The sequence below is a fragment of the Vibrio litoralis DSM 17657 genome (genome assembly GCF_000426765.1).
Taxonomy (GTDB): Bacteria; Pseudomonadota; Gammaproteobacteria; order Enterobacterales; family Vibrionaceae; genus Vibrio; species Vibrio litoralis.
Window position 1 is genome coordinate 473717 of record NZ_AUFZ01000016.1, and the last position, 22233, is coordinate 495949.

Sequence of the window (22233 nt, forward strand, 5' to 3'; positions counted from 1 at the left end):
GATGAATAAAAAATGCAGTTATCCACAAAAACGGTGGATAAATATTGGGATAACTCCATTGTGAAAAATAGCCAATCTGCTTGTAAGCCACGACAGGGTTTACTTAGCGGATTTTGGTTATTCACAACATCGATTTTTGGCAAAAGTGAATAGAATCGGTCAAGTAATTTTTTATATTTTTTTGCGAAGAAAATTAGCAGAGTTAGAACCAAACTGGTGTAGGAAAAATCGCCCAGCAATTCGCTTGTATGATAAGGATATTTCCTATTTTTTAACCAGTTGGTAGAACCTATTTAAAATTTAATTCGAAATATCCGACTAAAGTGGTAGGGTATTGCTAGAACTCAAATATATTCAGTTCTTTCGCCGACTTAGTTTGGCATAAAGACGTTTGTTGTAGGAATGATTGATTAGCTATGGCTTCTCCACATATTGGTATTATTGGTGGTGGTATTGCAGGGGCAACGGCCGCGCTGCACTTTGCTGACCTTGGACTTCAAGTGTCTATTTTTGAACAAGGGCCAAGTCTTGTTGATGGTCCACCTATCTGCCATTTGCATGCAGGTGGTAATTTGTATCGGGAGATCTCCCAGCAGCAATGTGTGCAACTTCTAAACGAATCGATTGAAACGGTTAAGTTGTATAAACATACGATGAATGTTCGTCCAACCGTCATTGCGGTTCCTACCCAAGATAAAGGTCAGCCAGAAGAACTCCTTCCTCGTTTACAAGTGATCAAACAGGCTTATCAATCACTGGTTGAACAAGACAGCAGTAACCAAGTACTGGGCGATCCGCAGCACTACTATAAATTGTATTCACAGCAAGAATTACAAGCGTTAGCACAATGCGAAGTGCCAGAAGTCGATTCTCTTACCGAGCAAAGCCTAGATGAATGGATGATCCCATTCGCGAAAAGTGTCGATCTCAATACCTTAAAGTTTCCTGTGGTTTTAGTGCAAGAATATGGGCTTAGCGTATTCCGTTTATCGGCCACTGTGAACCTTGCATTAAGCCAGCTACCAAACTGCCAAATTTACACCAGCACTCAAGTGACTGGCGTTGAGTCGCAAGGTAAGCAATGGAATATCAATTATAAATCTAATAATGAGAGCTCAACAGCATCGCCTGAATCTATAACGGTGGATTATTTGATCAATGCGTCTGGCTATCGAACTGGCGTGGTGGATGATTGGGTTAAAGCACCACGTTCACGTTTAGTGGAATTTAAAGCGGCTTATGTGACCCATTGGAAAGAAGGTAGTGCGTTATGGCCCGAAGTGATTTTTCATGGTGAACGAGGCACGCCGCAGGGCATGGCACAGTTAACGCCATATCCAGATGGTTATTTCCAATTGCATGGTATGACGGAAGACATTACGTTGTTCGAAGACGGGGTAGCGCATTCTACCGATGAAAGCTCTCAGCCTAAATTGCCCGAATATCTAGTTAATAAGATCATTCATGGTTGGAGTGAAGAGCAGCAAACCATTCGTACCAATAAAGCAATCAAACACATGGCGCAATTTATCCCTAGTTTCGCCAGTGCCACTTTAGGCGGTAAACCTTTATTTGGCGCACAACAAATTCCTGGAACCGACATTACGTTACGCGCGGCCAGTGTTTCTTTTGCCGGTGATAACTACGCTCGCATGGAAATCGTCAAGGCCTCGTCAGCACTAGAGGCGGCACAGCAAATCGAGCAGCAAATGCGTGAATGTGGGTTTTATGATGAACTTCATCTCACCAAGCAAAACATTTCCTCACAACTCACCATTGAGCAAGTTTTGGATTCGGCCTGCACCTTAGCCGAACAGCGAAACTACCCGACGGCGCTGGCTAAAGTCGGTGGGGTTAAATGCGTGATTAGATGATATTTTGATTACGCAGCCCCATTGTCTTTATGTGGATATTTTTTGGTGATCAGTCTATAATGAGAGTGTTCAATTTGTTGTAGGAGGCAAAATGGATACTCAACTAATCGAAAAAAAATCGAGCACCAAAGCGATGGCGACGGCAGGTTTTAAAGCCGCTGAGCAAATTATGGATGGCTGGGGTTGTACGACCAAAGATAAGCAAAAGATCATGCGTATAGCACCGTCGACTTATCACAAGTTTAAGGCTAATCCTGAAAGCGTTTCTTTGGATAGTGATCAACTGGAACGCTTAAGTTACATCGTCAACATACATGCCAGCCTACGAATCGTGTTTGATAACTCAGAAAACGTGAAAGGTTTTATGGCATTAGAAAACCATAATCCATATTTCAACGGAAGATCACCACTGTCGATTATTCGTGATGGTAAGTTTGCGCATATTTATGAGGTGTTTTGCCGCATAGATTCGCTGCGTTCAGGGTTATGGGGGTAGGAGTGGCTTCTGTTGTGCAAGGGTTTCGTCTTATCCCATCTAAATACTCAACGATTAACCTTTTTGATGATGTTGCGAATGAGGATGAATTTGCAGCATTGTATGAACTTCAAGCATTAACCAACCCACGTCTTGCTAATGAGGTTGGGGATATGTCGCTTTTAGATCAAAAGGAAATCCCATTTCATTGCAAAAGGGGGCGTAGTTATGCCATCGCAGCCTTTACCCATATCAACCGAGATGGCTCACGCTTTGCCAATGGCCAACACGGCATGCTTTATATCGCTGATGATGAAAAAACCGCCACGCGAGAAGTTCAATTCCACCAAGCAAAGTATTGGCGTAATGTGACTGGTCTCAAGTATGACCGCATTATCTTCAGAACTTTGAAGTTTACCTTTGATGATTCAAGTTGTATCGATATCGCCGACAAGCCGATGTCAGACTCGATATACGATCCCGATAATTATCTAACGGCTCAAAAGTTTGGCTTAGAAATCTATATGAATAGGGCTGAAACCACAGGCATTAAATACAATTCTGTTCGCTCGGAAAATGGAGTTTGTTGGGCATTATCGACTCCTTATGTGGTGCAAGATGTGATTCAATGTTCTCACACCGAAATGGTGTGGAATGGTAGTGACATTAAGCATGTAGATAAAATTAAACCGATGAAGCTTTAACTTTAACTACTTTGGGACGAGAGGCGTGAAAGCTGTGCTTCGTGTTGCGAGAAAAGCATCCTATGTTGGAATATTCTAGAACCTATTGAATGCCAAATACAGCAGGAAATCCTGAACTGCGCTCCTACGTCGCTTTTCAGGATGACTGGCTGATCGTTTCTTGAAAACCCAAAGCACAAATCGAGTCACGAGCAACGAAGTGCCCGAGACTCGAAAACCGCAGGCAACGAAAAGCAAAGGCATTGTCATCCTTGAGGAGCCTAGGCGACATTGAGGATCTATATTCGGCGTGTTGTGAGTAGATCCCCGCTCTCGCTTAGGCTCGGCAGGGATGACGGAATAAGGTAACTCGGCAAGGGTGATGGATTGCTGTAACTCAGCTGTGATGATGGGATGATACGGCTCAGCAGAAATAACAGCTTATTTGAATATTTCGTACAAAACCCCAAGCACAGATCGAGCCACGAGAAACGAAGTGATCGAGACTCGAAAAGCGCAGGCAACGAAAAGCAAAGGCATTGTCATCCTTGAGGAGCCTAGGCGACATCGAGGATCTATACCCAGCGTGTTGTGAGTAGATCCCCGTTCTCGCTTAGGCTCGGCAGGGATGACGGAATAAGGTAACTCGGCAAGGGGGATGGAATGCTGTAACTTGGCTGTGATGATGAAATAATACGGCTCAGAAGAAATAACAGCTTATTTGGATATTTCGTGCAAAACCCAAAGCACAAATCGAGCCACGAGAAACGAAGTGATCGAGACTCGAAACCCGCAGGCAACGAAAAGCAAAGGCATTGTCATCCTTGAGGAGCTTAGGCGACATCGAGGATCTATACCCAGCGTGTTGTGAGTAGATCCCCGCTCTCGCTTAGGCTCGGCAGGGATGACGGAATAAGGTAACTCGGCAAGGGGGATGGAATGCTGTAACTTGGCTGTGATGATGAAATAATACGGCTCAGTAGAAATAACAGTTTATTTGAATATTTCGTGCAAAACCCAAAACACAGATCGAGCAACGAGAAACGAAGTGCCCGAGCCTCGAAAACCGCAGACAACGAAAGTATAGGCATTGTCATCCTGAATAGTGAGGCACGAACGTAGTTCAGGATCTCCTACCGCGAAATGAAATTCACTGCATTTCCAGCTTACTCACCACCGGACAATGATCACTTAAACGATAATTCAACGCCTCTTGTTCTGTAAACACTACTTGCTGCGTGCCTTGCGCATGGTTTTCTTGGCTGACAATAATGTGGTCAATCAAACTAGGGTAACGATACAACTTGTTCGGGTTACGGTTTGACTTCACTTGGCATATTGCAGGTGTCGTCTGCGTTGCTAGTTTCGCTTGGGTATTCAATCCATTGGTTAACTGCTGCCACATCCAATCGCCTTTATAAGAGAGGTTGTGGTTAAAATCTCCCATCACAATGAAGCTGTCCTGATTGCTTATTCGTGTTGCTAACCATTGATTTAGTTGGTCTGCTTGCTCAGATAATTGTCGGCATGAGCGTGAACGCTTTTTCTTAGTAGGGCAGCCACTTTTTAAATGTACCGACAATAAATGCATATCAGCTTGGTTGGCCTGCTTTAAGACAATGTAAGCGGCAAAGCGCAGTTTGGAATTGGGAAGTAGTGAAATATCGTTTGGATCGATAATCGTGACTTGGTTTTCGTTGAGCCACTTTGTAGATACCGCAAAGCCAGTGTATTGGTTGAGATCATTAAACTGGAGGTTGGCATATTGCGGCTTGGCGCGATCGGATAAATAGATCTGATACTCATCCCCAACCACTTTTTGAATGGCCTCGATTGAATCTACTTCTTGAAAGGCAAGAATGTCTGGCGAGATTTGTCGAAACTTGCCGCTGAGCATAGCAAAATCTTGCGAGTCTCTTTTACTTTCCTTGATTGAATGATTTGGGGTAGTAGTGAGCCATTCTATATTCCATGTGGCGATATTAAGAGTGCCATCTTTTAATGAGGCGGCTGAAATAGGTAGAGAGACGAGACTCAAAAACCAAAGATAAGCGAACCATTTCCATTGTATTTTCATTTCTAGATCGTCTCTTACAAGTTGGTAATAACTGTTTCACGGTAAGCCTAAAATTTAACATAGCGAAGCAAATAGGTAAGTTTATTTCACAGAATAATTTCGGTTATGTGAGCAAAAAGACTTGCAAAAAAAGATCTTTTTACTCCTATTGAATTTATTGATTTAGATCAAGATTGAATTGCGCTGAAAATTGATAATGACACAACATATAGTGTCTATTGTGTGATTTTTATCTATATCATGAATTTTATTAGGGGGCAAGGTTAGGATGAGTCAGTTAATTGTTATAAAAAGGGATGGCTCACAAGCCTTGTTTCAGCAAGACAGAATCGTAGCTGCGGTATTGAGCGCGGCAGAGAAAACCGATGAAACCTTGAAGCAGTACGCCCAGAAATTAGCCGATGCTGTTGAGCAACGTTTAATCGAAACTCAAAGCGAATTTCCTAATGGTATTCACATCCAAGATATCCAAACCATGGTAGAAAACTATTTGATGCAAGGTGAATACCAATCACTGGCGCGTCATTATATTGAATATCGTCATGACAGAGATATTGCTCGTGAAAAAACCAGTTCACTGAATAAAGAAATTGAAGGACTCATTGAGCAGAACAACACAGACTTGCTCAATGAAAATGCCAATAAAGATGGCAAAGTGATCCCAACTCAGCGTGATTTACTGGCTGGTATCGTGGCTAAACATTATGCGAAACAACACATTTTGCCACGTGATATCGTTCATGCTCACGAATCTGGTGACATTCATTATCACGATCTAGACTACGCACCATTTTTCCCAATGTTTAACTGCATGTTAATTGACCTAGAAGGTATGTTAACGCGTGGCTTTAAAATGGGGAATGCTGAAATTGATACTCCGAAATCAATCTCTACTGCCACGGCAGTTACCGCGCAAATTATCGCGCAAGTTGCTAGCCACATTTATGGTGGCACTACGATCAACCGTATCGATGAGATCCTTGAACCTTACGTGCTTGCCAGTCATCAAAAGCAACTGAAGTTAGCACAAGAGTGGGATATTTCTAATCCACAAGAATTTGCTCATACACAAACTGAAAAAGAATGTTATGACGCGTTCCAGTCTTTGGAATATGAAGTGAACACGCTGCATACCGCAAATGGACAAACCCCATTTGTTACCTTTGGTTTCGGTCTAGGCGAGTCGTGGGCGTGTAAACTTATCCAACAGTCTATTTTACGTAACCGTATTGCCGGCCTTGGTAAAAACCGTAAAACAGCGGTGTTCCCGAAATTGGTATTTGCGATTCGTGATGGTTTGAATCATAAACCAAGCGATCCAAACTACGATATTAAACAACTTGCACTTGAGTGTGCGACTAAGCGTATGTATCCAGATATTCTTAACTACGACAAAGTAGTGGAAGTGACGGGTTCATTCAAAACGCCGATGGGTTGCCGCAGCTTCTTAAATACTTATGAAGAAAATGGTGAGCTGATCCACGATGGCCGTAACAACCTAGGTGTTGTTAGCCTGAATTTGCCACGTATTGCGATTGAAGCGAAAGGTGATGAAACGCGTTTTTATGAAATCTTGAAGACCAAGCTGCAACTGGCTCGACGCGCATTAGATACTCGTATTCATCGCTTAGAGAATGTTAAAGCTCGTGTAGCGCCTATCCTTTATATGGAAGGGGCATGTGGTGTACGTTTAAATGCTGACGACAATATTGCTGAAATTTTCAAAAATGGCCGTGCATCAATTTCATTAGGTTATATCGGTGTGCATGAAACGGTTGCCGCACTATTTGGTATCGAAAATCATGTTTACGATGATGAAAAGCTACGCTTAAAAGCACTTAAGATCATCGATTTTATGAAGCAACATGTTGAAGCTTGGACAAACGAAACAGGCTACGCATTTAGCTTATATGGCACGCCAAGTGAAAACCTATGTAACCGTTTCTGCCGCTTAGATGCCAAACAATTTGGTGTGATTGAAGGCGTGACTGATAAAGGGTACTACACCAACAGCTTCCACCTAGATGTACAAAAGAATGCAACGCCTTACGATAAAATCGACTTTGAGATGCCATATCCTGAAATCTCAAGCGGTGGTTTTATTTGTTACGGTGAGTTCCCTAATATGCAGCATAACGTTGAAGCATTAGAGAATGTTTGGGATTACAGCTATAGCCGCGTACCGTACTACGGCACCAATACCCCAATCGATGAGTGTTATGAATGTGGTTATACCGGTGAGTTTGAATGTACTAGCAAAGGTTTCACTTGTCCTAAGTGTGGCAATCACGATTCAAGTAAAGTGTCAGTAACGCGTCGCGTATGTGGTTATTTAGGTAGTCCAGATGCAAGACCGTTTAATGATGGTAAGCAAGAAGAAGTGAAACGCCGCGTTAAGCATTTATAAGCTATAGCAACTTAAACAGATCTGATATGAATATTTCTCAATATTACCCAGTCGATGTGATTAATGGCCCAGGAACACGCTGTACCTTGTTTGTGTCTGGTTGCGTGCATCAATGTAAAGGCTGTTATAACCAAAGTACTTGGTCGTTGAGCTCTGGAGTGGCGTTTATCCAAGAAAATGAAGATGCGATTATTCGTGACTTGCAAGATACTCGAATATTCCGCCGGGGTTTGTCGTTATCTGGCGGTGATCCTCTGCATCCACAGAATTTATCGGCGGTATTCAAGCTGGTTAAGCGAGTGAAGCTTGAATGCCCAGATAAAGATATTTGGATGTGGACAGGGTATATCTTGGCAGATTTAACAGAATCACAAAAAGAAGTCGTGAATTATGTTGATGTGCTGGTGGATGGTAAGTTTGAAAAGGAACTGGCCGATCCTAGCTTGCAGTGGCGAGGCAGTAGTAATCAGGTTGTTCATTATTTGACGGAAAAATAAGCATTTCTTAATGTTTAAGTGATACCACGATTAGAATATCGACGAGAACTTTAAAATCTCGTCGATTTTTTTTTGTGTGGGTGGTAATTTAAATTTTTATTAACTGATTAGCACAGGGTTGTGTATTCATGCTTTCTCATCTAACCGCTCCGCAGCAAGATCCTATATTGTCATTATCCGTGGCATACCGTAACGATCCTCGTCCAGAAAAAGTCGATCTAGGCATTGGTGTTTATAAAAATAGCCAAGGCCAAACCCCAATTATGGCGGCGATAAAGCAGGCTCAAACTCAACAGGCTCAAGAACAAACGACCAAAGCGTATGTTGGCCTAGCCGGTTGTGAAGAATTCAATCAATGTATGGTCGATCTACTGCTTAAAGATACTTCAGCTTATTCTCGTGTTTCGGCGATTCAAACGCCAGGTGCCAGTGGTGCATTGAGAATGCTGGGTGATTTATTGAAAATTGCAGAGCCAGAAACCACGGTGTGGATCAGCAACCCAAGTTATGTCAATCACCGTCCGGTTATGGAAGCGGCGGGTTTGAAAGTACGTTTTTACCATTACTTCAACCCTGAAACACGTCAGGTTGATTCAGCTAAAATGCTTGAAGAACTTGCTCAAGCGGGGCCTAAAGATGTGGTTCTACTGCATGGTTGCTGCCATAACCCAACGGGTGCAGACATTAGCACTGATGATTGGAAAGCGATTACAGAACTGTCCCAGAAAAATGGTTTCACACCGTTTGTGGATATTGCCTATCAAGGTTTTGGTGACGGTTTAGAGCAAGACATCGTTGGCTTACAACATATGGCCAATAATGTAGAAGAAATGCTGATTACCACATCTTGTTCGAAAAATTTTGGTCTATATCGTGAAAGAACTGGCGCGGCGATTGTTATTGGTAAAAACTTACAAGAAGCCAATAATGCGAAAGGCAAACTACTGACGTTAGCCCGTTCTACTTATACTATGCCGCCAGATCATGGTGCCGCATTAGTGAAAACAGTACTACAAAGTGAGCATTTAACTCAGCAATGGAAGGCTGAATTAGTTGAGATGCAGCAACGTTTAGTTGGCTTAAGGCAAGCGCTGTGTCAGGAATTACTGAATAGTCATAAAAATGACCAGTTTGAGTTTATAAAGTCACACAAAGGTATGTTCACTGTGTTAGGCTTTTCGCCTGAACAAATGACGCAATTGCGTGAAGAGTATGGAATTTATGGCGTCGGTGATGGCCGTATTAATATTGCAGGTTTGCAAGAAAAAGACATACAATATGTAGCAAATGCGATAAACACTCTGGCTCAATAGGCCATACGTACAAAAATAAAAGGTTATTGAACATGAAAAAATGGGGCTTTTTTCTTCCCGCGCTAATGTCTGTTGCTATGGTTGGTTGTTCGACAACCCCTGAACAACCAGCAGATAAATCAGATACCAGCAAAGCTGAAACGACTCAAACGGAGAATGCGGCAACGACTAAGCCAGCAGAAAAACCAGAGTCAGAGCTTTCGCCTATGGAGAAACACCCAAATGTTAAACCTAAGCCAATGCCAACGGTGAAACCAAAGCAACCCAAAGCACCTGCAACGGTTTCTGCCGGTGAAAAAAGTGCGGATGGTAAATTAATCTTGGGCCAAAAAGAGTGGGTTCATATTGAAGGTTTAGATGTCAATGTGGTTGCTCGTGTCGATACTGGTGCTACAACGTCTTCAGTAAGTGCTATTGATGTTGTTTCTTTTGAACGTGACGGCAAAAAATGGGTGAAGTTCAAACTTGCTCATGACGGTAAAGAATCAAAAGAATTAGAGTTACCAGTGGTATCAACTAAGTTTATTCGTCAATCAAGCTCTGATGAAACGTTTGAACGTTATGTGGTTGAAGGCTGGATCAAAGTCGGTGACCTAAAAGTGAAAACGCCATTTACGTTAGCGGATCGTACGCATATGGATTTCGGTCTGTTACTTGGTCGTAGTTTCTTCCGTGACGTAGCGATTGTTGATGTTAGTCGTGAATTTGTTCAACCTAAAGTTTCATTAGACGCGAGCAAGTAATCACTGTATTTCATAATGGGTTGTAATGATGAATTCTAAAGCCTCCAGCATTGGAGGCTTTTTTCTATCTGTGTTATCTACAAGGAAATGAAATGTTTAATCAAATTGATCATGTTGCGATTATTTGCTCCGATTATGTAAAGTCTAAGTATTTCTATTCGGAGATTCTGCAATTTAAGATCGTACAAGAAACTTATCGTGAAGCGCGTGATTCATATAAGTTAGATTTGCAAGTTTCGCCTACAACTCAAATAGAACTGTTTTCTTTTCCTAATCCACCAGAACGTGTCGACCGCCCTGAAGCCTGTGGCTTGCGTCATTTAGCTTTTGCAGTGGATGATATCGAGCAATGTATTGCTTACCTTGAATCTCATAATGTGGTGTGTGAACCGATCCGAGTTGATGAACTGACCGGTAAACAATTTACCTTCTTTAAAGATCCAGATGGTCTACCCCTCGAACTTTATCAATCTTAATCACTGGTGAGTTGACTATGTTAAAACCAATTCAAGCGTTAATGGTGCAGGGCACAACTTCCGATGCAGGCAAAAGTGTGCTGGTGGCAGGTCTATGCCGCGTGTTAATGCGTAAAGGCGTTTCGGTCGCGCCGTTTAAATCTCAAAATATGGCACTCAATAGCGCTGTGACCAAAGATGGCGGTGAGATTGGTCGAGCGCAAGCATTGCAAGCCTTTGCCTGTGGCGTTGAGCCTAGTGTCCACATGAATCCAATTCTCTTAAAACCGAATACCGATATGAAAGCGCAGATTATCGTACAAGGTAAAGCGCTGCCGACAGAAGCCACTTTGGGGAATATTTCTTATAAGAACTATACCATGCCTTATGTGTTGGACTCTTTTGCTCAGCTGAATCAGAAGTTTGATTGTGTAGTCATTGAAGGCGCGGGTAGCCCTGCAGAAATTAACCTGCGAGAAAACGATATTGCTAACATGGGGTTTGCAGAAGAAGCCGATGTGCCCGTGATCATTGTGGCAGATATTGATCGTGGTGGAGTATTTGCGCATTTGTATGGCACGCTCGCATTATTGTCTCAATCGGAACAAGATCGGGTGATTGGCTTTGTTATCAATCGTTTTCGTGGCGATATTGAGCTATTAAACCCCGGATTAGACTGGCTAGAGCAAAAAACAGGTAAGCCTGTAATCGGCGTATTGCCGTATTTGCATGGTTTAGAGTTGGATGCTGAAGACGCCGTTGATAGTCAACAAACCAAAAATGAGAAGACCAAACTCACGGTATTTGTGCCGGTTTTACCTCGCATGAGTAACCATACTGATTTCGATATGTTTAAACATCATCCGGAGATCGATTTTCAATTTCGCTATCAAGGGCAAAGCCTGACGGGTGCTGATTTGATTATTCTACCAGGGAGTAAATCTGTTCGTGCCGATCTGGCCTTTTTGGGGCAACAAGGCTGGCATAAAGATATTGAAAAGCACTTACGCTACGGCGGAAAATTGATTGGTATTTGTGGCGGTTATCAAATGTTGGGGAAAACCATCGCCGATCCTGATGGTATTGAAGGCTCGGCTGGGGTTGCAGATGGACTAGGCTATTTAGAGTTAATAACAGAACTCAAGCCGCATAAATCATTAACTCAAGTAACAGGCACACTATCTTTAGTCACAGGAAAAGTGGCCAGCATCATTGGCTATGAAATTCATGCAGGTGAGACACTTGTTGATTTACAACAACCTATATCAATAAACACGGACTCACACGATAAAAAATATGATGGTGCCTTATCGGATGATGGTATGATCTTTGGAACATATTGCCACGGTATCTTTGACTCGCCACAAGCCTTTGAACATATTCTTGAATGGGCAGGGGTGAGTGACTTACAACAAATTAATAGCCGTGAGCAACAGCAAATCAAATCACTGGATCGTTTAGCCGATAGTATCGAGCAAGATTTAAATCTAGCCTTACTGTGGCCAGAACTATTTAGCTGAGATTAGCTCCTGACATCTTATATCAAGGTACTTCAATGGAATTAGAAGCATTACTAACATTAAATACCAATCAGAAATTATTCGCTAACCCTAAGCGAATTGCTTTGCTTGAACAAATTGGTGTATCTGGTTCTATTTCACAAGGTGCGAAGTTAGCAGGATTGAGTTATCGGGCGGCTTGGAATGCAATTAATGATATGAATCTAGCATCACCTCATTTAGTTGTTTCTAGTGAAACCGGTGGGAAAGGGGGCGGAGGTGCAAAGTTAACTGAATTTGGCATTCGTTTGATCAAGGTTTATAGCCTGATGAATGAGATGCAGTCGATGGTGATGAAAGCCTTGATGGATACCAATGTCACGACTGAAAGCTTATTAGATATACTGGGGCATTTTAGCTTAAAAACCAGTGCAAGAAACCAGTTAAAAGGACGGATCACACGAATTGAATCTCAAGATGTGAAAGACCGTATTGTGGTCGAGCTTAACCAAGGCAATGAAATTTCAGCTATTATCACCCGTGTTAGCACAGAGCAGCTTCAACTTGAGATTGGCAAAGAGGTGTTGTTGCTGTTTAAAGCGCCGTCGGTGACAATTTCACAAACATCGCAAAAAACCGATAAAAATCAATTAAAAGGAAAGCTCATCCATCTCACGCAAGGTGACGCGAGCAGTGAAGTATTTTTAGATATTGGTGATGGCACATTGTTATATGCTTCTGTGACACACCAATCATTAGAAGAAAATACATTAAAAAATAACACCTTACAGCTCGATAATACTTACTACGCATCTTTTGAACCAAGCCAGATCTTAGTGACCTGTTTATAATCCTACTTATTTTATTTTGCTTATAGAGTCAGTTTTGCGTATGATTCACCCATCGTTATGCACTTAAGTATACAGCGTTTGTTTTTAGAGGATTCCATGAAAAAACCATTCACCAAAAAGCCATACATGAAAAAGTTAGCACTTTATACGTTAGGCTTATCGGCTTTATGCTCATCACTTCAAGTGTTTGCAGCTGACATTCATGTTTATGCGGCATCATCAATGACAGATGTCATGAAAGAATTAGGGCAAAAATATCAAGCTGAAACCGGTGATACCTTGGTGCCTGTATTTGCTGGATCGTCTACCTTAGCGCGTCAAATTGAGCAAGGTGCACCAGCCGATGTGTTTATTTCAGCGAATCCGAAATGGATGACTTACCTTGAAGATAAAGGCATGACGGCCAAAGATCAGGTCACGGATCTAGTAGGTAATAGCCTAGTTCTGATTGGTTCTGACGAGGTGAAAAGTGCACATGTCGATGCGGGTACATTTAAAGAATTACCTAAATTATTGGCTGAGAATCGTTTAGCGGTAGGTGAACCTCAAAGCGTTCCAGCGGGCATGTATGCCAAAGAAAGCCTTGAAAATATGGGACTTTGGTCGGAACTATCGTCTAAAACCGCACCAAGTAGCAATGTCCGTTTAACCATGTCACTCGTTGAGCGTGGTGAAGCACCATTTGGCGTGGTTTATAAAACTGATGCATTGATGAGTAAAAAAGTTTCAATTATTCAAACGTTCCCAGAAAGTACTCATTCACCGATCATTTATCCAGCGGTTGCGTTGAATGACAAAGCCACTAGCCAAGCTTTCTTCAACTTTTTGAAAAGCCAGCAAGCGAGCGATACCTTTATTAAATACGGATTTACGCCGCTTGTGGCTCACTAAGTCCTGATTTAATAAGCCCTAACTCGATAAGCTTTAACGCGGTGAACTAATCATTTATCAGAATGAATAAAAACAGAATCAATAAAAGGATAACCAGTGATCTTGTCTGATTACGAAATTAGCGCCTTACTACTTAGCTTAAAAGTGTCCTCAATCGCAGTCCTTTGGTTACTGCCGGTTGGGGTTTTCTTTTCTTGGCTACTTGTGACTAAAGAGTTTTGGGGTAAAAAGCTACTAGACAGTTTAATTCATCTTCCTTTAGTGCTTCCTCCGGTAGTGATTGGGTATATGCTCCTCCTAACCATGGGTAGAAAGGGCATTGTTGGTGAATGGCTGTTTGATACCTTTGGTCTAGTGTTTAGTTTTAACTGGAAAGGCGCAGCATTGGCGTCGGCAGTCGTGGCCTTACCGTTAATGGTACGCTCGATTCGATTAAGCTTAATGAATGTAGATCCAAAGCTGGAACAAGCTGCGAGAACCCTGGGTGCATCGCCATTTCGTGTCTTTATGACAATCACCTTGCCGTTGGTCTTACCGGGCGTGATCACTGGTGCCATGCTGTCATTTGCCCGTAGTCTAGGGGAGTTTGGCGCAACCATCAGCTTTGTGGCAAACATTCCCAATCAAACGCAAACTCTACCACTGGCAATGTATAACTTTATCCAAACACCCGGTGCGGAATTTGAAGCCGCGCGTCTTTGCGTAATTTCGATAGTGATTGCACTGTTATCTTTACTTTGTTCTGAATGGTTAACCCAAAAAACCCAGAAAAGACTCGGCGTTTCTAGTGCTTCCAAGGCTAGCTCTTTCAAGAGCAGTTCATACAAGAATGGAGGCCAAGCATGATCGATTTAAATTTTAAGCAGCGTTTCGCGGATTTTGATTTAGATATTCAAGCTCAGATACCGAGTTCAGGAATCACCGCGATTTTTGGCCGTTCAGGTGCAGGAAAAACCAGCATCATTAATGCCGTTAGTGGCTTAAAAAATCCAGATTTTGGCTCGATAAGTATCAATAAACGAGTACTGTTTGATTCCCAACAAGGTATCAATCTTGCGGTTGAAAAACGAGATATAGGCTACGTATTTCAAGAGTCTCGGTTATTCCCACACTATAAAGTGAAAGGCAACTTACTCTATGGTGTGAAAAATAAAGCTTTATTCAGTAAAAGCCATTTTATTGGCAAAGAAAAGTTACCAGGTAACTTTAATCAAGTAGTTGATCTACTAGGATTATCTGAATTATTAGATCGTCATCCGGCCGATTTGTCTGGTGGTGAGAGACAACGCTGTGCGATCGCAAGAGCCTTGTTGTCAGAGCCAAAAGTATTGCTGATGGATGAGCCATTAGCGTCTTTAGATCTGCCGAGAAAAAAAGAAGTTATGCCGTTTTTAGAGTCTCTAGCGCAAGAGATTCAAATTCCAATTTTGTACGTTACCCATAGTCTGGATGAAATTCTGCACCTAGCGGATCACATGCTATTAATGGACTCAGGAAGGGTCGTGGGCTCTGGCGATATTGAGACAATGTGGGCATCAAGTGCCTTTAAACCCTGGCATGATGAAGCGGATCTGAGCACGATATTTAAAGGTGTCATCAAGCAGCATCACCAACGTTACGCGCTGACCTATGTAGAAATTGCGCCGAGTTGCGGTGTTTGGATGTCGGCTATTGATGCCAATCTCGATGAATCCGTTAGAATTCGTATTCATGCTAGCGATGTATCGTTAACCTTATCCGAATCTACAGACACATCGATTCGAAATATCTTGCCTGCAAAAGTTGTAGAGCTCGCGCCAGTGACGGATCCTGCGCAGCCGGTTTCGATTTGTTTAGCGATAGGTGAAGGTGGAGTTGAGCATTATCTTTGGGCTAATATCACTGCTTGGGCTTATGAGGATTTACAGCTTGAGATTGGGCAAAAGGTATTTGCACAAATCAAGGGCGTGAAAATGACCAACAAAGATATGGCAATTCGAAAATAAACATGACCGCAAAAAAACCTTAATGGCCTGAATGGAAACGTTCAGGCCATTTTTGTATCTGGAGAGCCAAAAGCCCAGTGGCACGCTTCTTGAATTACTTTTATTAAGTGTTTAACACAAGGAGCAATAACTATGTGGTTATCATTATATTTTCCATCATTGAACGCGGCAATGGACGAACATAAGGTCATTTATAGTGCAAGTCCTTATGGTATGCCGCTTGTTGTGCACCATGTTGATGCAATCAGTCAAGCAGGGGCTAAAGTTGACTCACTAGCAAAGTCAGAGACCTTTAATGCCTAAACCCGGAAAGCAACCAATCATCTTCAGCGATTTAGACGGCACCCTACTTGATCATAATGATTACAGTATTGATGCCGTTGAGCCGATACTCAAAAAATTAGCGCTTCTTAGTGTGGATGTTATTCCAACGACTAGTAAAACCTTTGCTGAGCTGCAATTTCTCATGCCTCAGTTAGGTTTAACAACGCCTTTCATTGTTGAGAACGGCGCAGCGGTATTTATTCCTAAACCGAAAACAGCAACAACGCTAATGAATCAGCCAGAAGGCACAGTATCGATTCAAGATTATTGGTGCAAATCCTTTACCCAACCTCGTAGTCACTGGCAACCATATATTGAGCAAGCTAAACGCCAATTTGAAGGATGCTTTAGTTTGATGACCGAGATGTCTGCAACAGAAGTAGCGGAACTCACGGGCTTAACTGAGGAAGAAGCGCAACGTGCATTGCAACGTGACTATAGTGAGCCGGTTAGTTGGCATGGCAGCGTTGAACAAGAACAGGGCTTTATCGAGTTTATGCAGCAGTGTGGTGCAACGGTATTAAAAGGTGGCCGCTTTCTACACATTGGTGGCTGCGCTCAAAAGGGTATCGCAATGGAGTGGCTTATGAATGTTTATCAGAAAGATTTTTTACAGCAAACAGGACAACAGAAAGATTGGTTCAGTATCGCGCTAGGAGACAGCGGTAATGATATCAGCATGCTCGAATTAGCGGATATCGCGGTGCGAATTCGTTCAGAGCATCATGATTTTCCGATTCTTTCTCGTGAAGAAGGGGTAATTGATAGTGATAGTTATGGCCCAACGGGCTGGGCAGAGTGTATACAGCGGATTTTATCCCTTGAGTAAGATCTTGAATTAGAAATTTTCATTTTTAGCATGGAATGCAGGAGGCATCATGGCTGACTTTTATCAAAACGGTATCGTGACAACATTACATAACTTGTCTGAACGGCCAGTGGAGGAATTGGAAGCAGAGTTAATGTCGTTTGCTGACCAGCGTTCCATGGGGTTGATTCTACCTTCTTTATTTTCGGAACTAGAAGGCGAAGCATTGCCTAAAATTGTCGAAGAATTAAAGAGTGTCCCTTACTTATCTCAGATCGTAATTGGCCTAGATAGAGCCGATGAAGCGCAATATAAACATGCTTTATCTTTCTTTAAAGATTTACCTCAGCATCACCGCGTTTTGTGGAATGATGGTCCTCGCTTGCAAGCCCTAGATAAAGAATTAGCGGCACTAGGTTTAGCCCCTAAAGAGCTCGGTAAAGGCCGTAATGTCTGGTATTGCATGGGTTATGTCCTAGCAACCGGAAAAGCAGAATCGGTCGCATTACATGACTGTGACATTGTCACTTATGAGCGTGATTTATTGGCACGTTTAATTTATCCCGTCGCCAACCCACGCTTTAATTATGAATTCTGCAAAGGCTACTACGCACGAGTGGCCAATGGCAAAATGAATGGTCGAGTGGCACGTTTATTGGTCACGCCATTATTAAAAGCACTTAAACGAGTGACCGACCAAAATGCCTACCTAGATTATATGGATAGCTTTAAATATTCATTAGCTGGCGAGTTTTCATTCCGCCGCGATGTGCTGAGTGATATTCGTATTCCAAGCGATTGGGGATTAGAAATTGGTGTTCTGTCGGAAATGCATCGTAACTATGCCAGTAATCGTCTATGCCAAGTTGATATCGCTAAAACCTACGATCATAAACATCAAGATTTATCGTTAGATTGCACTGATGGCGGTTTGTCTAAAATGTCGATCGATATTACAAAATCTCTGTTTCGTAAACTGGCGACTCAAGGTGAAACCTTTAATACGGAAGGCTTTCGTTCGCTTAAAGCTACTTACTACCGTATTGCGCTCGATTTTGTTGAAGCCTACCACAATGATGCCTTAATGAATGGCCTAACCTTGGATGTTCACCTAGAAGAGAAAGCGGTCGAAATGTTTGCCCAAAATATAATGACCGCTGGCCAAAGCTTCCTCGATAACCCGATGGAAACGCCATTTATTCCAAGTTGGAACCGCGTAGTGAGTGCCATGCCTGATGTGATGGAACGATTAAAAGAGGCGGTAGAATTAGATCAACAAGAATTCGGGGGCTAAGTATGACGTCATCAAATCTATTAGTGGATAAAATCTGTCACCATTTGGATGTGATCTACCAAGGTATTGAATTATCAATTGAGTATAAAGAATTAGCCAATCAGCTAATCAGTACGATGCGTCTATCGCCCAATTTAGAGACTTCGATGCCGATGGCAGTATCGCAGTCGCCGGTACCAAAATCTCAATGGAGCGAGAAAGATACCATCATGATCACCTACGGCGATAGCTTGCTGCAAAGCGGTGAAACGCCTCTGAAAACCTTAAAGTCCTTTCTCAATCAATATTGCCAGCCTCATATCAATGGCGTACATATTCTGCCTTTTTTCCCGTATAGCTCAGATGATGGTTTCTCGGTGATTGATTATTCGAGTGTCAATGAAGGCTTGGGTGATTGGCCAGATATTGAAGCGATTTCCAGTGAGTTTAATTTGATGTCGGATCTGGTGATTAATCATTGTTCAGCAAGGAGCGCCTGGTTTCAAAACTTCATTAAGAGCGAAGGCGTAGGGCATGATTACTTCTATACCGCTGCGCCAGATATTGATACCAAACCAGTGGTAAGGCCTAGAACCTCCGACTTACTCAAAGAAGTCGAAACTGCGCAGGGCACTCAATATGTTTGGTGTACCTTTAGCCACGATCAGGTCGATTTTGATTTCCGTAACCCAGAAGTACTAAAAGCCTTTGTCGAGATCATACGTCAATATATCGACCATGGCATTCGTACCTTTAGGCTCGATGCGGTGGCCTTTTTATGGAAAGAACTTGGTACTAGTTGTATCAATCTCGATCAAACCCATGAAGTGATTCGTCTATTACGCAGTTTGATTGAACAAGCCTGCCCGCAAGCCATTATCATTACCGAAACCAACATCCCTAACCATGAAAACCTGACCTATTTTGGCAATGCCAATGAAGCGCACGCTATTTATAATTTCTCGCTGCCGCCACTACTGGTGAATACTTTAATTACCGGCAATGGTGATCATCTTAAACGCTGGATGATGGGAATGCCTCCGGCGCAGCAGGGCACGACTTACTTTAACTTTATTGCCTCACACGATGGCATTGGTTTGCGGCCGGCGGAAGGTTTGCTACAAGAAAACGAAATCAATGTATTGGTGAACACCATGCAATCGTTCGGTGGCTTGGTGTCATGGCGCGCAACGGAAAATGGTGACCGTAAGCCTTATGAAATCAATATCGCCTTATTTGATGCGCTGCAGGGCACGCAAGCCGGGCCAGATAAGTATGGTATCGACCGCTTTATTTGTGCGCATGCGATTATGTTAGCAATGGAAGGCATTCCGGGGATTTATATTCACAGTTTGCTTGGTACGGGAAATGATTACGATAAAGTTGAAAACACTAATCAAAATCGCTCAATTAACCGCCATCGTTGGGAGTTTTCACAACTGCAAGATCTGTTGTCTCAACCACATACTCAACATCATCAGGTATTAAAACGTTTGATGCATTTAATCGAGCTGAGAACAGAGCAAGTCGCTTTTCATCCTAATGCAGTGCAATTTACGCTGCACCTAGGTGGGCAGTTATTTGGTTTTTGGCGTCAAAGCATGGATAGGCGTCAAAGCATTTTCTGTGTCAGTAATATCAGCCTTGAAGAACAAACCTTAAACTTAGCCGATATGAACTTGATCCAAACGGATCATTGGAAAGATTTGATCAGCGATACTGAACTGACTGGCTCAACGGAAAGCATCCAATTAAAGCCGTATCAAACCGTCTGGATCACGAATAGGTTCAACTAACAGTAAAAAGCTCGAATAAAATAGAGTTTCAAAGCAATAGGCTATGTTCATTTTTACCTTGAAACGGTATCTTAGCGGGGTTAAAAATTTTGAAATACCTCGCTTATGGTCGAGGTAAAAACTTTGGTAGAGGAACAAGCAATGAGCAAAGCAAAAATCGGTATTGTGACGGTAAGTGATCGTGCTAGCCAAGGTGTGTATGAAGATTTATCTGGCCAAGCCATCATTGATACGCTCAACGAGTACTTAACATCAGAGTGGGAACCGGTTTACCAAATCATCCCTGATGAGCAAGACCAAATCGAAGCCATGCTTGCAAAAATGGTGGATGAAGACGGTTGCAGCCTAGTGGTTACCACTGGCGGTACAGGCCCAGCAAAACGGGATGTAACGCCAGAAGCCACAGAAGCAGTGTGCGATCGTATGATGCCTGGTTTCGGTGAGTTAATGCGCTCAGAATCATTAAAGTTTGTTCCAACCGCGATTTTGTCTCGTCAAACTGCTGGCCTACGTGGTAGCAGCCTGATTGTAAACTTACCGGGTAAACCAAAATCAATCCGCGAATGTTTAGATGCCGTTTTCCCAGCAATTCCTTACTGCATCGACTTAATGGAAGGTCCATTCCTAGAGTGCGATGAAAGCGTGATAAAGCCGTTTAGACCGAAAGCGAAGTAACACCAGATAAGAAAATTACCCTTTGGATTAATAGTGGAAAATCTATTAGTTCAAAGGGCTTTTAGTAAAACCAAACTTGCTACCTATCACATGTGTATATAGCTCTGTTGTTCTGACATCGCTATGGCCCAATAATTCTTGTACCGTTCTGATATCTGAACCAGACTGTAAAAGCTGCGTAGCAAATGAATGACGAAAAGTATGAGCGGTCACACGTTTAAGTACGCCACTCTTTTTTACCGCACCTCTTAATTGCTTCCTAAACGCACTTTCATGTAAATGATGTCGACAAGTGTATCCATCAAGAGGGTGCAAGCATCGTTGAGTTGACGGAAATAAGTATTGCCAATAAGGATCTTTTGCAGCATTGCCGTATTTTTTTATTAAACTACTTGGTAAAGAAGTTAAGCCAAACCCTGCTTCACAATCCCTCTTGTGCAAATCTAAACAGACTTTAATTTGATTTTTTAATTGGGTTATTAACACTGTCGGCAATAGCGTATATCTATCTTTTGCTCCCTTACCACGGAAGATATAAATGGTTTGATTTTCAAAATTAAGATCTTTTATCCGTAAACCGAGCGCTTCATTAATTCTGAGTCCGCAACCGTATAAAAGGGCGCATAGTAACCAATATTGTCCATTCAAGTTATCTAAAATCAGATTAACTTCTTCGTGGGTTAATACTGTTGGCATACGTTTTGGCCTTTTGGTAAATGAATACCTTAAATCTTGAATCTCAACTTTTAGAACGTGTCGATACATAAAAATGATGGCGCATAATGCTTGGTTTTGTGTGGCACTGGATACTTTCCTCTCGTTTGCTAAGTAAGAAAGAAACGTTTCAATGTGAGAATTCGACATGTCTTTTGGGTGTTTCATATTGTGATAACGAATGAATTGCCGTATCCAAAAGAGATAGGATTTTTCTGTTTTTAAGCTGTAATGACGTACTCTAATTTCTTGGCGAATAGACTCAATAAATGGTGAGGGCATAAATAACCTCTTAACTGTATTTATATACAGTTATAATGGTGTTTTGACCAAACTGCCATCAAAATGGAGAAAGCGAGAACTAAAAAGAACTATTTAGTATTGTAATTTTAATCTAACTCACTGATTTAAAATTAAAGTATGTAATAATCTCAAGTTTGGGATTGTCACAATTGGCTCGCTAAACCCAGTTCTCGCTTTCTACATTGCATAAAATTAGCTAAATGCTTTTAAAAATCCATCATTAGAGTATCTTATGATGACAAATGAATTGATTAGCAGTGAACGTGTTGAAATAACCTGTGGGTTTATCCGAGTTTCTTGCTAATACACTTATGTAGACTCCCTCATGTCAACACCCCATTATTTGATACTTGCGAACTTATGTACGAGTTCAATCTTAAATGATCGACTCAATGATAATTGCGCGTATCGGAGCAACATCTGTTAGGCGAGGTTTTAACCTCTCAGTGTATTACTGGCTTACCGAATGAGTTATGCAAAGTAATGAAGTGTTTAACCTTTTCGCCCTATAGTGCTACTGAGCAATAGTTTGTGTTGTTTTGTAGCATTGAAAATGCAGTCCTGACTGTTTTATTAGCGAGAGCCACAGC

At 42.1% G+C, this 22233-nt stretch carries 20 protein-coding genes; 18 read left to right on the forward strand and 2 right to left on the reverse strand.

Translation table 11 applies throughout. From position 1 onward, the window contains the following. The first annotated feature begins 416 nt into the window (after positions 1-416). The 3 genes from K358_RS0105365 (at position 417) to K358_RS0105375 (ending at position 3053) form a co-directional block, all read left to right on the forward strand. On the forward strand, positions 417-1874 hold the full coding sequence (locus tag K358_RS0105365) for an FAD-dependent oxidoreductase (RefSeq protein WP_027695852.1): 1458 nt from the start codon (positions 417-419) through the stop codon (positions 1872-1874). 91 nt (positions 1875-1965) lie between these two features. Beyond that, positions 1966-2370: an antitoxin Xre-like helix-turn-helix domain-containing protein gene (locus tag K358_RS0105370; RefSeq protein ID WP_051241198.1), complete on the forward strand. Its 405-nt coding sequence runs from the start codon at positions 1966-1968 to the stop codon at positions 2368-2370. 2 nt (positions 2371-2372) lie between these two features. Then, a complete protein-coding gene (locus K358_RS0105375) occupies positions 2373-3053 on the forward strand; it encodes an RES family NAD+ phosphorylase (protein ID WP_211232232.1) in 681 nt (226 codons plus the stop codon). 1129 nt (positions 3054-4182) lie between these two features. On the opposite strand, the gene K358_RS0105380 is transcribed toward K358_RS0105375, so the two are convergent. Continuing rightward, the gene (locus K358_RS0105380; protein ID WP_038149726.1) at positions 4183-5109 is read right to left on the reverse strand and encodes an endonuclease/exonuclease/phosphatase family protein; all 927 of its coding nucleotides are present in this window, start codon (positions 5107-5109) and stop codon (positions 4183-4185) included. Positions 5110-5377: 268 nt separating this feature from the next. On the opposite strand from K358_RS0105380, the gene nrdD reads away from it, so the two are divergent. The 15 genes from nrdD (at position 5378) to mog (ending at position 20626) form a co-directional block, all read left to right on the forward strand. Next, entirely contained in the window at positions 5378-7516 is a 2139-nt protein-coding gene (gene nrdD / locus K358_RS0105385) for an anaerobic ribonucleoside-triphosphate reductase (protein WP_027695856.1), read from the forward strand. 26 nt (positions 7517-7542) lie between these two features. Beyond that, positions 7543-8013 (forward strand): anaerobic ribonucleoside-triphosphate reductase-activating protein, encoded by a 471-nt coding sequence (nrdG, locus tag K358_RS0105390; protein WP_027695857.1) that lies wholly within the window; start codon positions 7543-7545, stop codon positions 8011-8013. A 128-nt stretch (positions 8014-8141) separates the two neighbouring features. Then, a complete protein-coding gene (locus K358_RS0105395) occupies positions 8142-9326 on the forward strand; it encodes an amino acid aminotransferase (RefSeq protein ID WP_027695858.1) in 1185 nt (394 codons plus the stop codon). A gap of 32 nt (positions 9327-9358) precedes the next feature. Then, the gene (locus tag K358_RS0105400; protein ID WP_027695859.1) at positions 9359-10069 is read left to right on the forward strand and encodes an ATP-dependent zinc protease family protein; all 711 of its coding nucleotides are present in this window, start codon (positions 9359-9361) and stop codon (positions 10067-10069) included. A 92-nt stretch (positions 10070-10161) separates the two neighbouring features. Further along, positions 10162-10545, forward strand: a complete 384-nt coding sequence (gene gloA2 / locus K358_RS0105405; RefSeq protein WP_027695860.1) for an SMU1112c/YaeR family gloxylase I-like metalloprotein — start codon at positions 10162-10164, stop codon at positions 10543-10545. A 17-nt stretch (positions 10546-10562) separates the two neighbouring features. Then, positions 10563-12044 carry a cobyric acid synthase gene (locus K358_RS0105410; protein WP_027695861.1) on the forward strand — a complete coding sequence of 494 codons (1482 nt, stop codon included), beginning with the start codon at positions 10563-10565 and terminating at the stop codon, positions 12042-12044. A gap of 35 nt (positions 12045-12079) precedes the next feature. Further along, positions 12080-12874 carry a TOBE domain-containing protein gene (locus K358_RS0105415; RefSeq protein ID WP_027695862.1) on the forward strand — a complete coding sequence of 265 codons (795 nt, stop codon included), beginning with the start codon at positions 12080-12082 and terminating at the stop codon, positions 12872-12874. A gap of 96 nt (positions 12875-12970) precedes the next feature. Next, positions 12971-13765, forward strand: coding sequence for a molybdate ABC transporter substrate-binding protein (gene modA, locus K358_RS0105420; protein WP_244875226.1), 795 nt, complete (start codon positions 12971-12973; stop codon positions 13763-13765). Positions 13766-13864: 99 nt separating this feature from the next. Beyond that, a complete protein-coding gene (gene modB / locus K358_RS18120; protein ID WP_083962763.1) occupies positions 13865-14611 on the forward strand; it encodes a molybdate ABC transporter permease subunit in 747 nt (248 codons plus the stop codon). Then, positions 14608-15750 (forward strand): molybdenum ABC transporter ATP-binding protein ModC, encoded by a 1143-nt coding sequence (modC, locus tag K358_RS0105430; RefSeq protein WP_027695864.1) that lies wholly within the window; start codon positions 14608-14610, stop codon positions 15748-15750. The genes modB and modC overlap by 4 nt, the downstream gene beginning before the upstream one ends. 132 nt (positions 15751-15882) lie before the next feature. Continuing rightward, positions 15883-16053, forward strand: coding sequence for a hypothetical protein (locus K358_RS19205; protein WP_156888685.1), 171 nt, complete (start codon positions 15883-15885; stop codon positions 16051-16053). Continuing rightward, positions 16046-16903: an HAD-IIB family hydrolase gene (locus K358_RS0105440; protein WP_027695865.1), complete on the forward strand. Its 858-nt coding sequence runs from the start codon at positions 16046-16048 to the stop codon at positions 16901-16903. Before K358_RS19205 ends, K358_RS0105440 begins: the two co-directional genes overlap by 8 nt. Before the next feature lie 49 nt (positions 16904-16952). After that, positions 16953-18176: a glycosyltransferase family protein gene (locus K358_RS0105445; RefSeq protein ID WP_027695866.1), complete on the forward strand. Its 1224-nt coding sequence runs from the start codon at positions 16953-16955 to the stop codon at positions 18174-18176. A gap of 2 nt (positions 18177-18178) precedes the next feature. Continuing rightward, positions 18179-19951 (forward strand): alpha-amylase family glycosyl hydrolase, encoded by a 1773-nt coding sequence (locus K358_RS0105450; protein WP_038149728.1) that lies wholly within the window; start codon positions 18179-18181, stop codon positions 19949-19951. A gap of 141 nt (positions 19952-20092) precedes the next feature. Continuing rightward, complete coding sequence (mog, locus tag K358_RS0105455) at positions 20093-20626, forward strand: molybdopterin adenylyltransferase (protein ID WP_027695868.1); 534 nt, start codon at positions 20093-20095, stop codon at positions 20624-20626. A gap of 45 nt (positions 20627-20671) precedes the next feature. Here mog and K358_RS0105460 read toward each other — a convergent pair whose 3' ends face one another. After that, complete coding sequence (locus tag K358_RS0105460) at positions 20672-21622, reverse strand: integron integrase (RefSeq protein ID WP_038149731.1); 951 nt, start codon at positions 21620-21622, stop codon at positions 20672-20674. Positions 21623-22233: the final 611 nt, after the last annotated feature.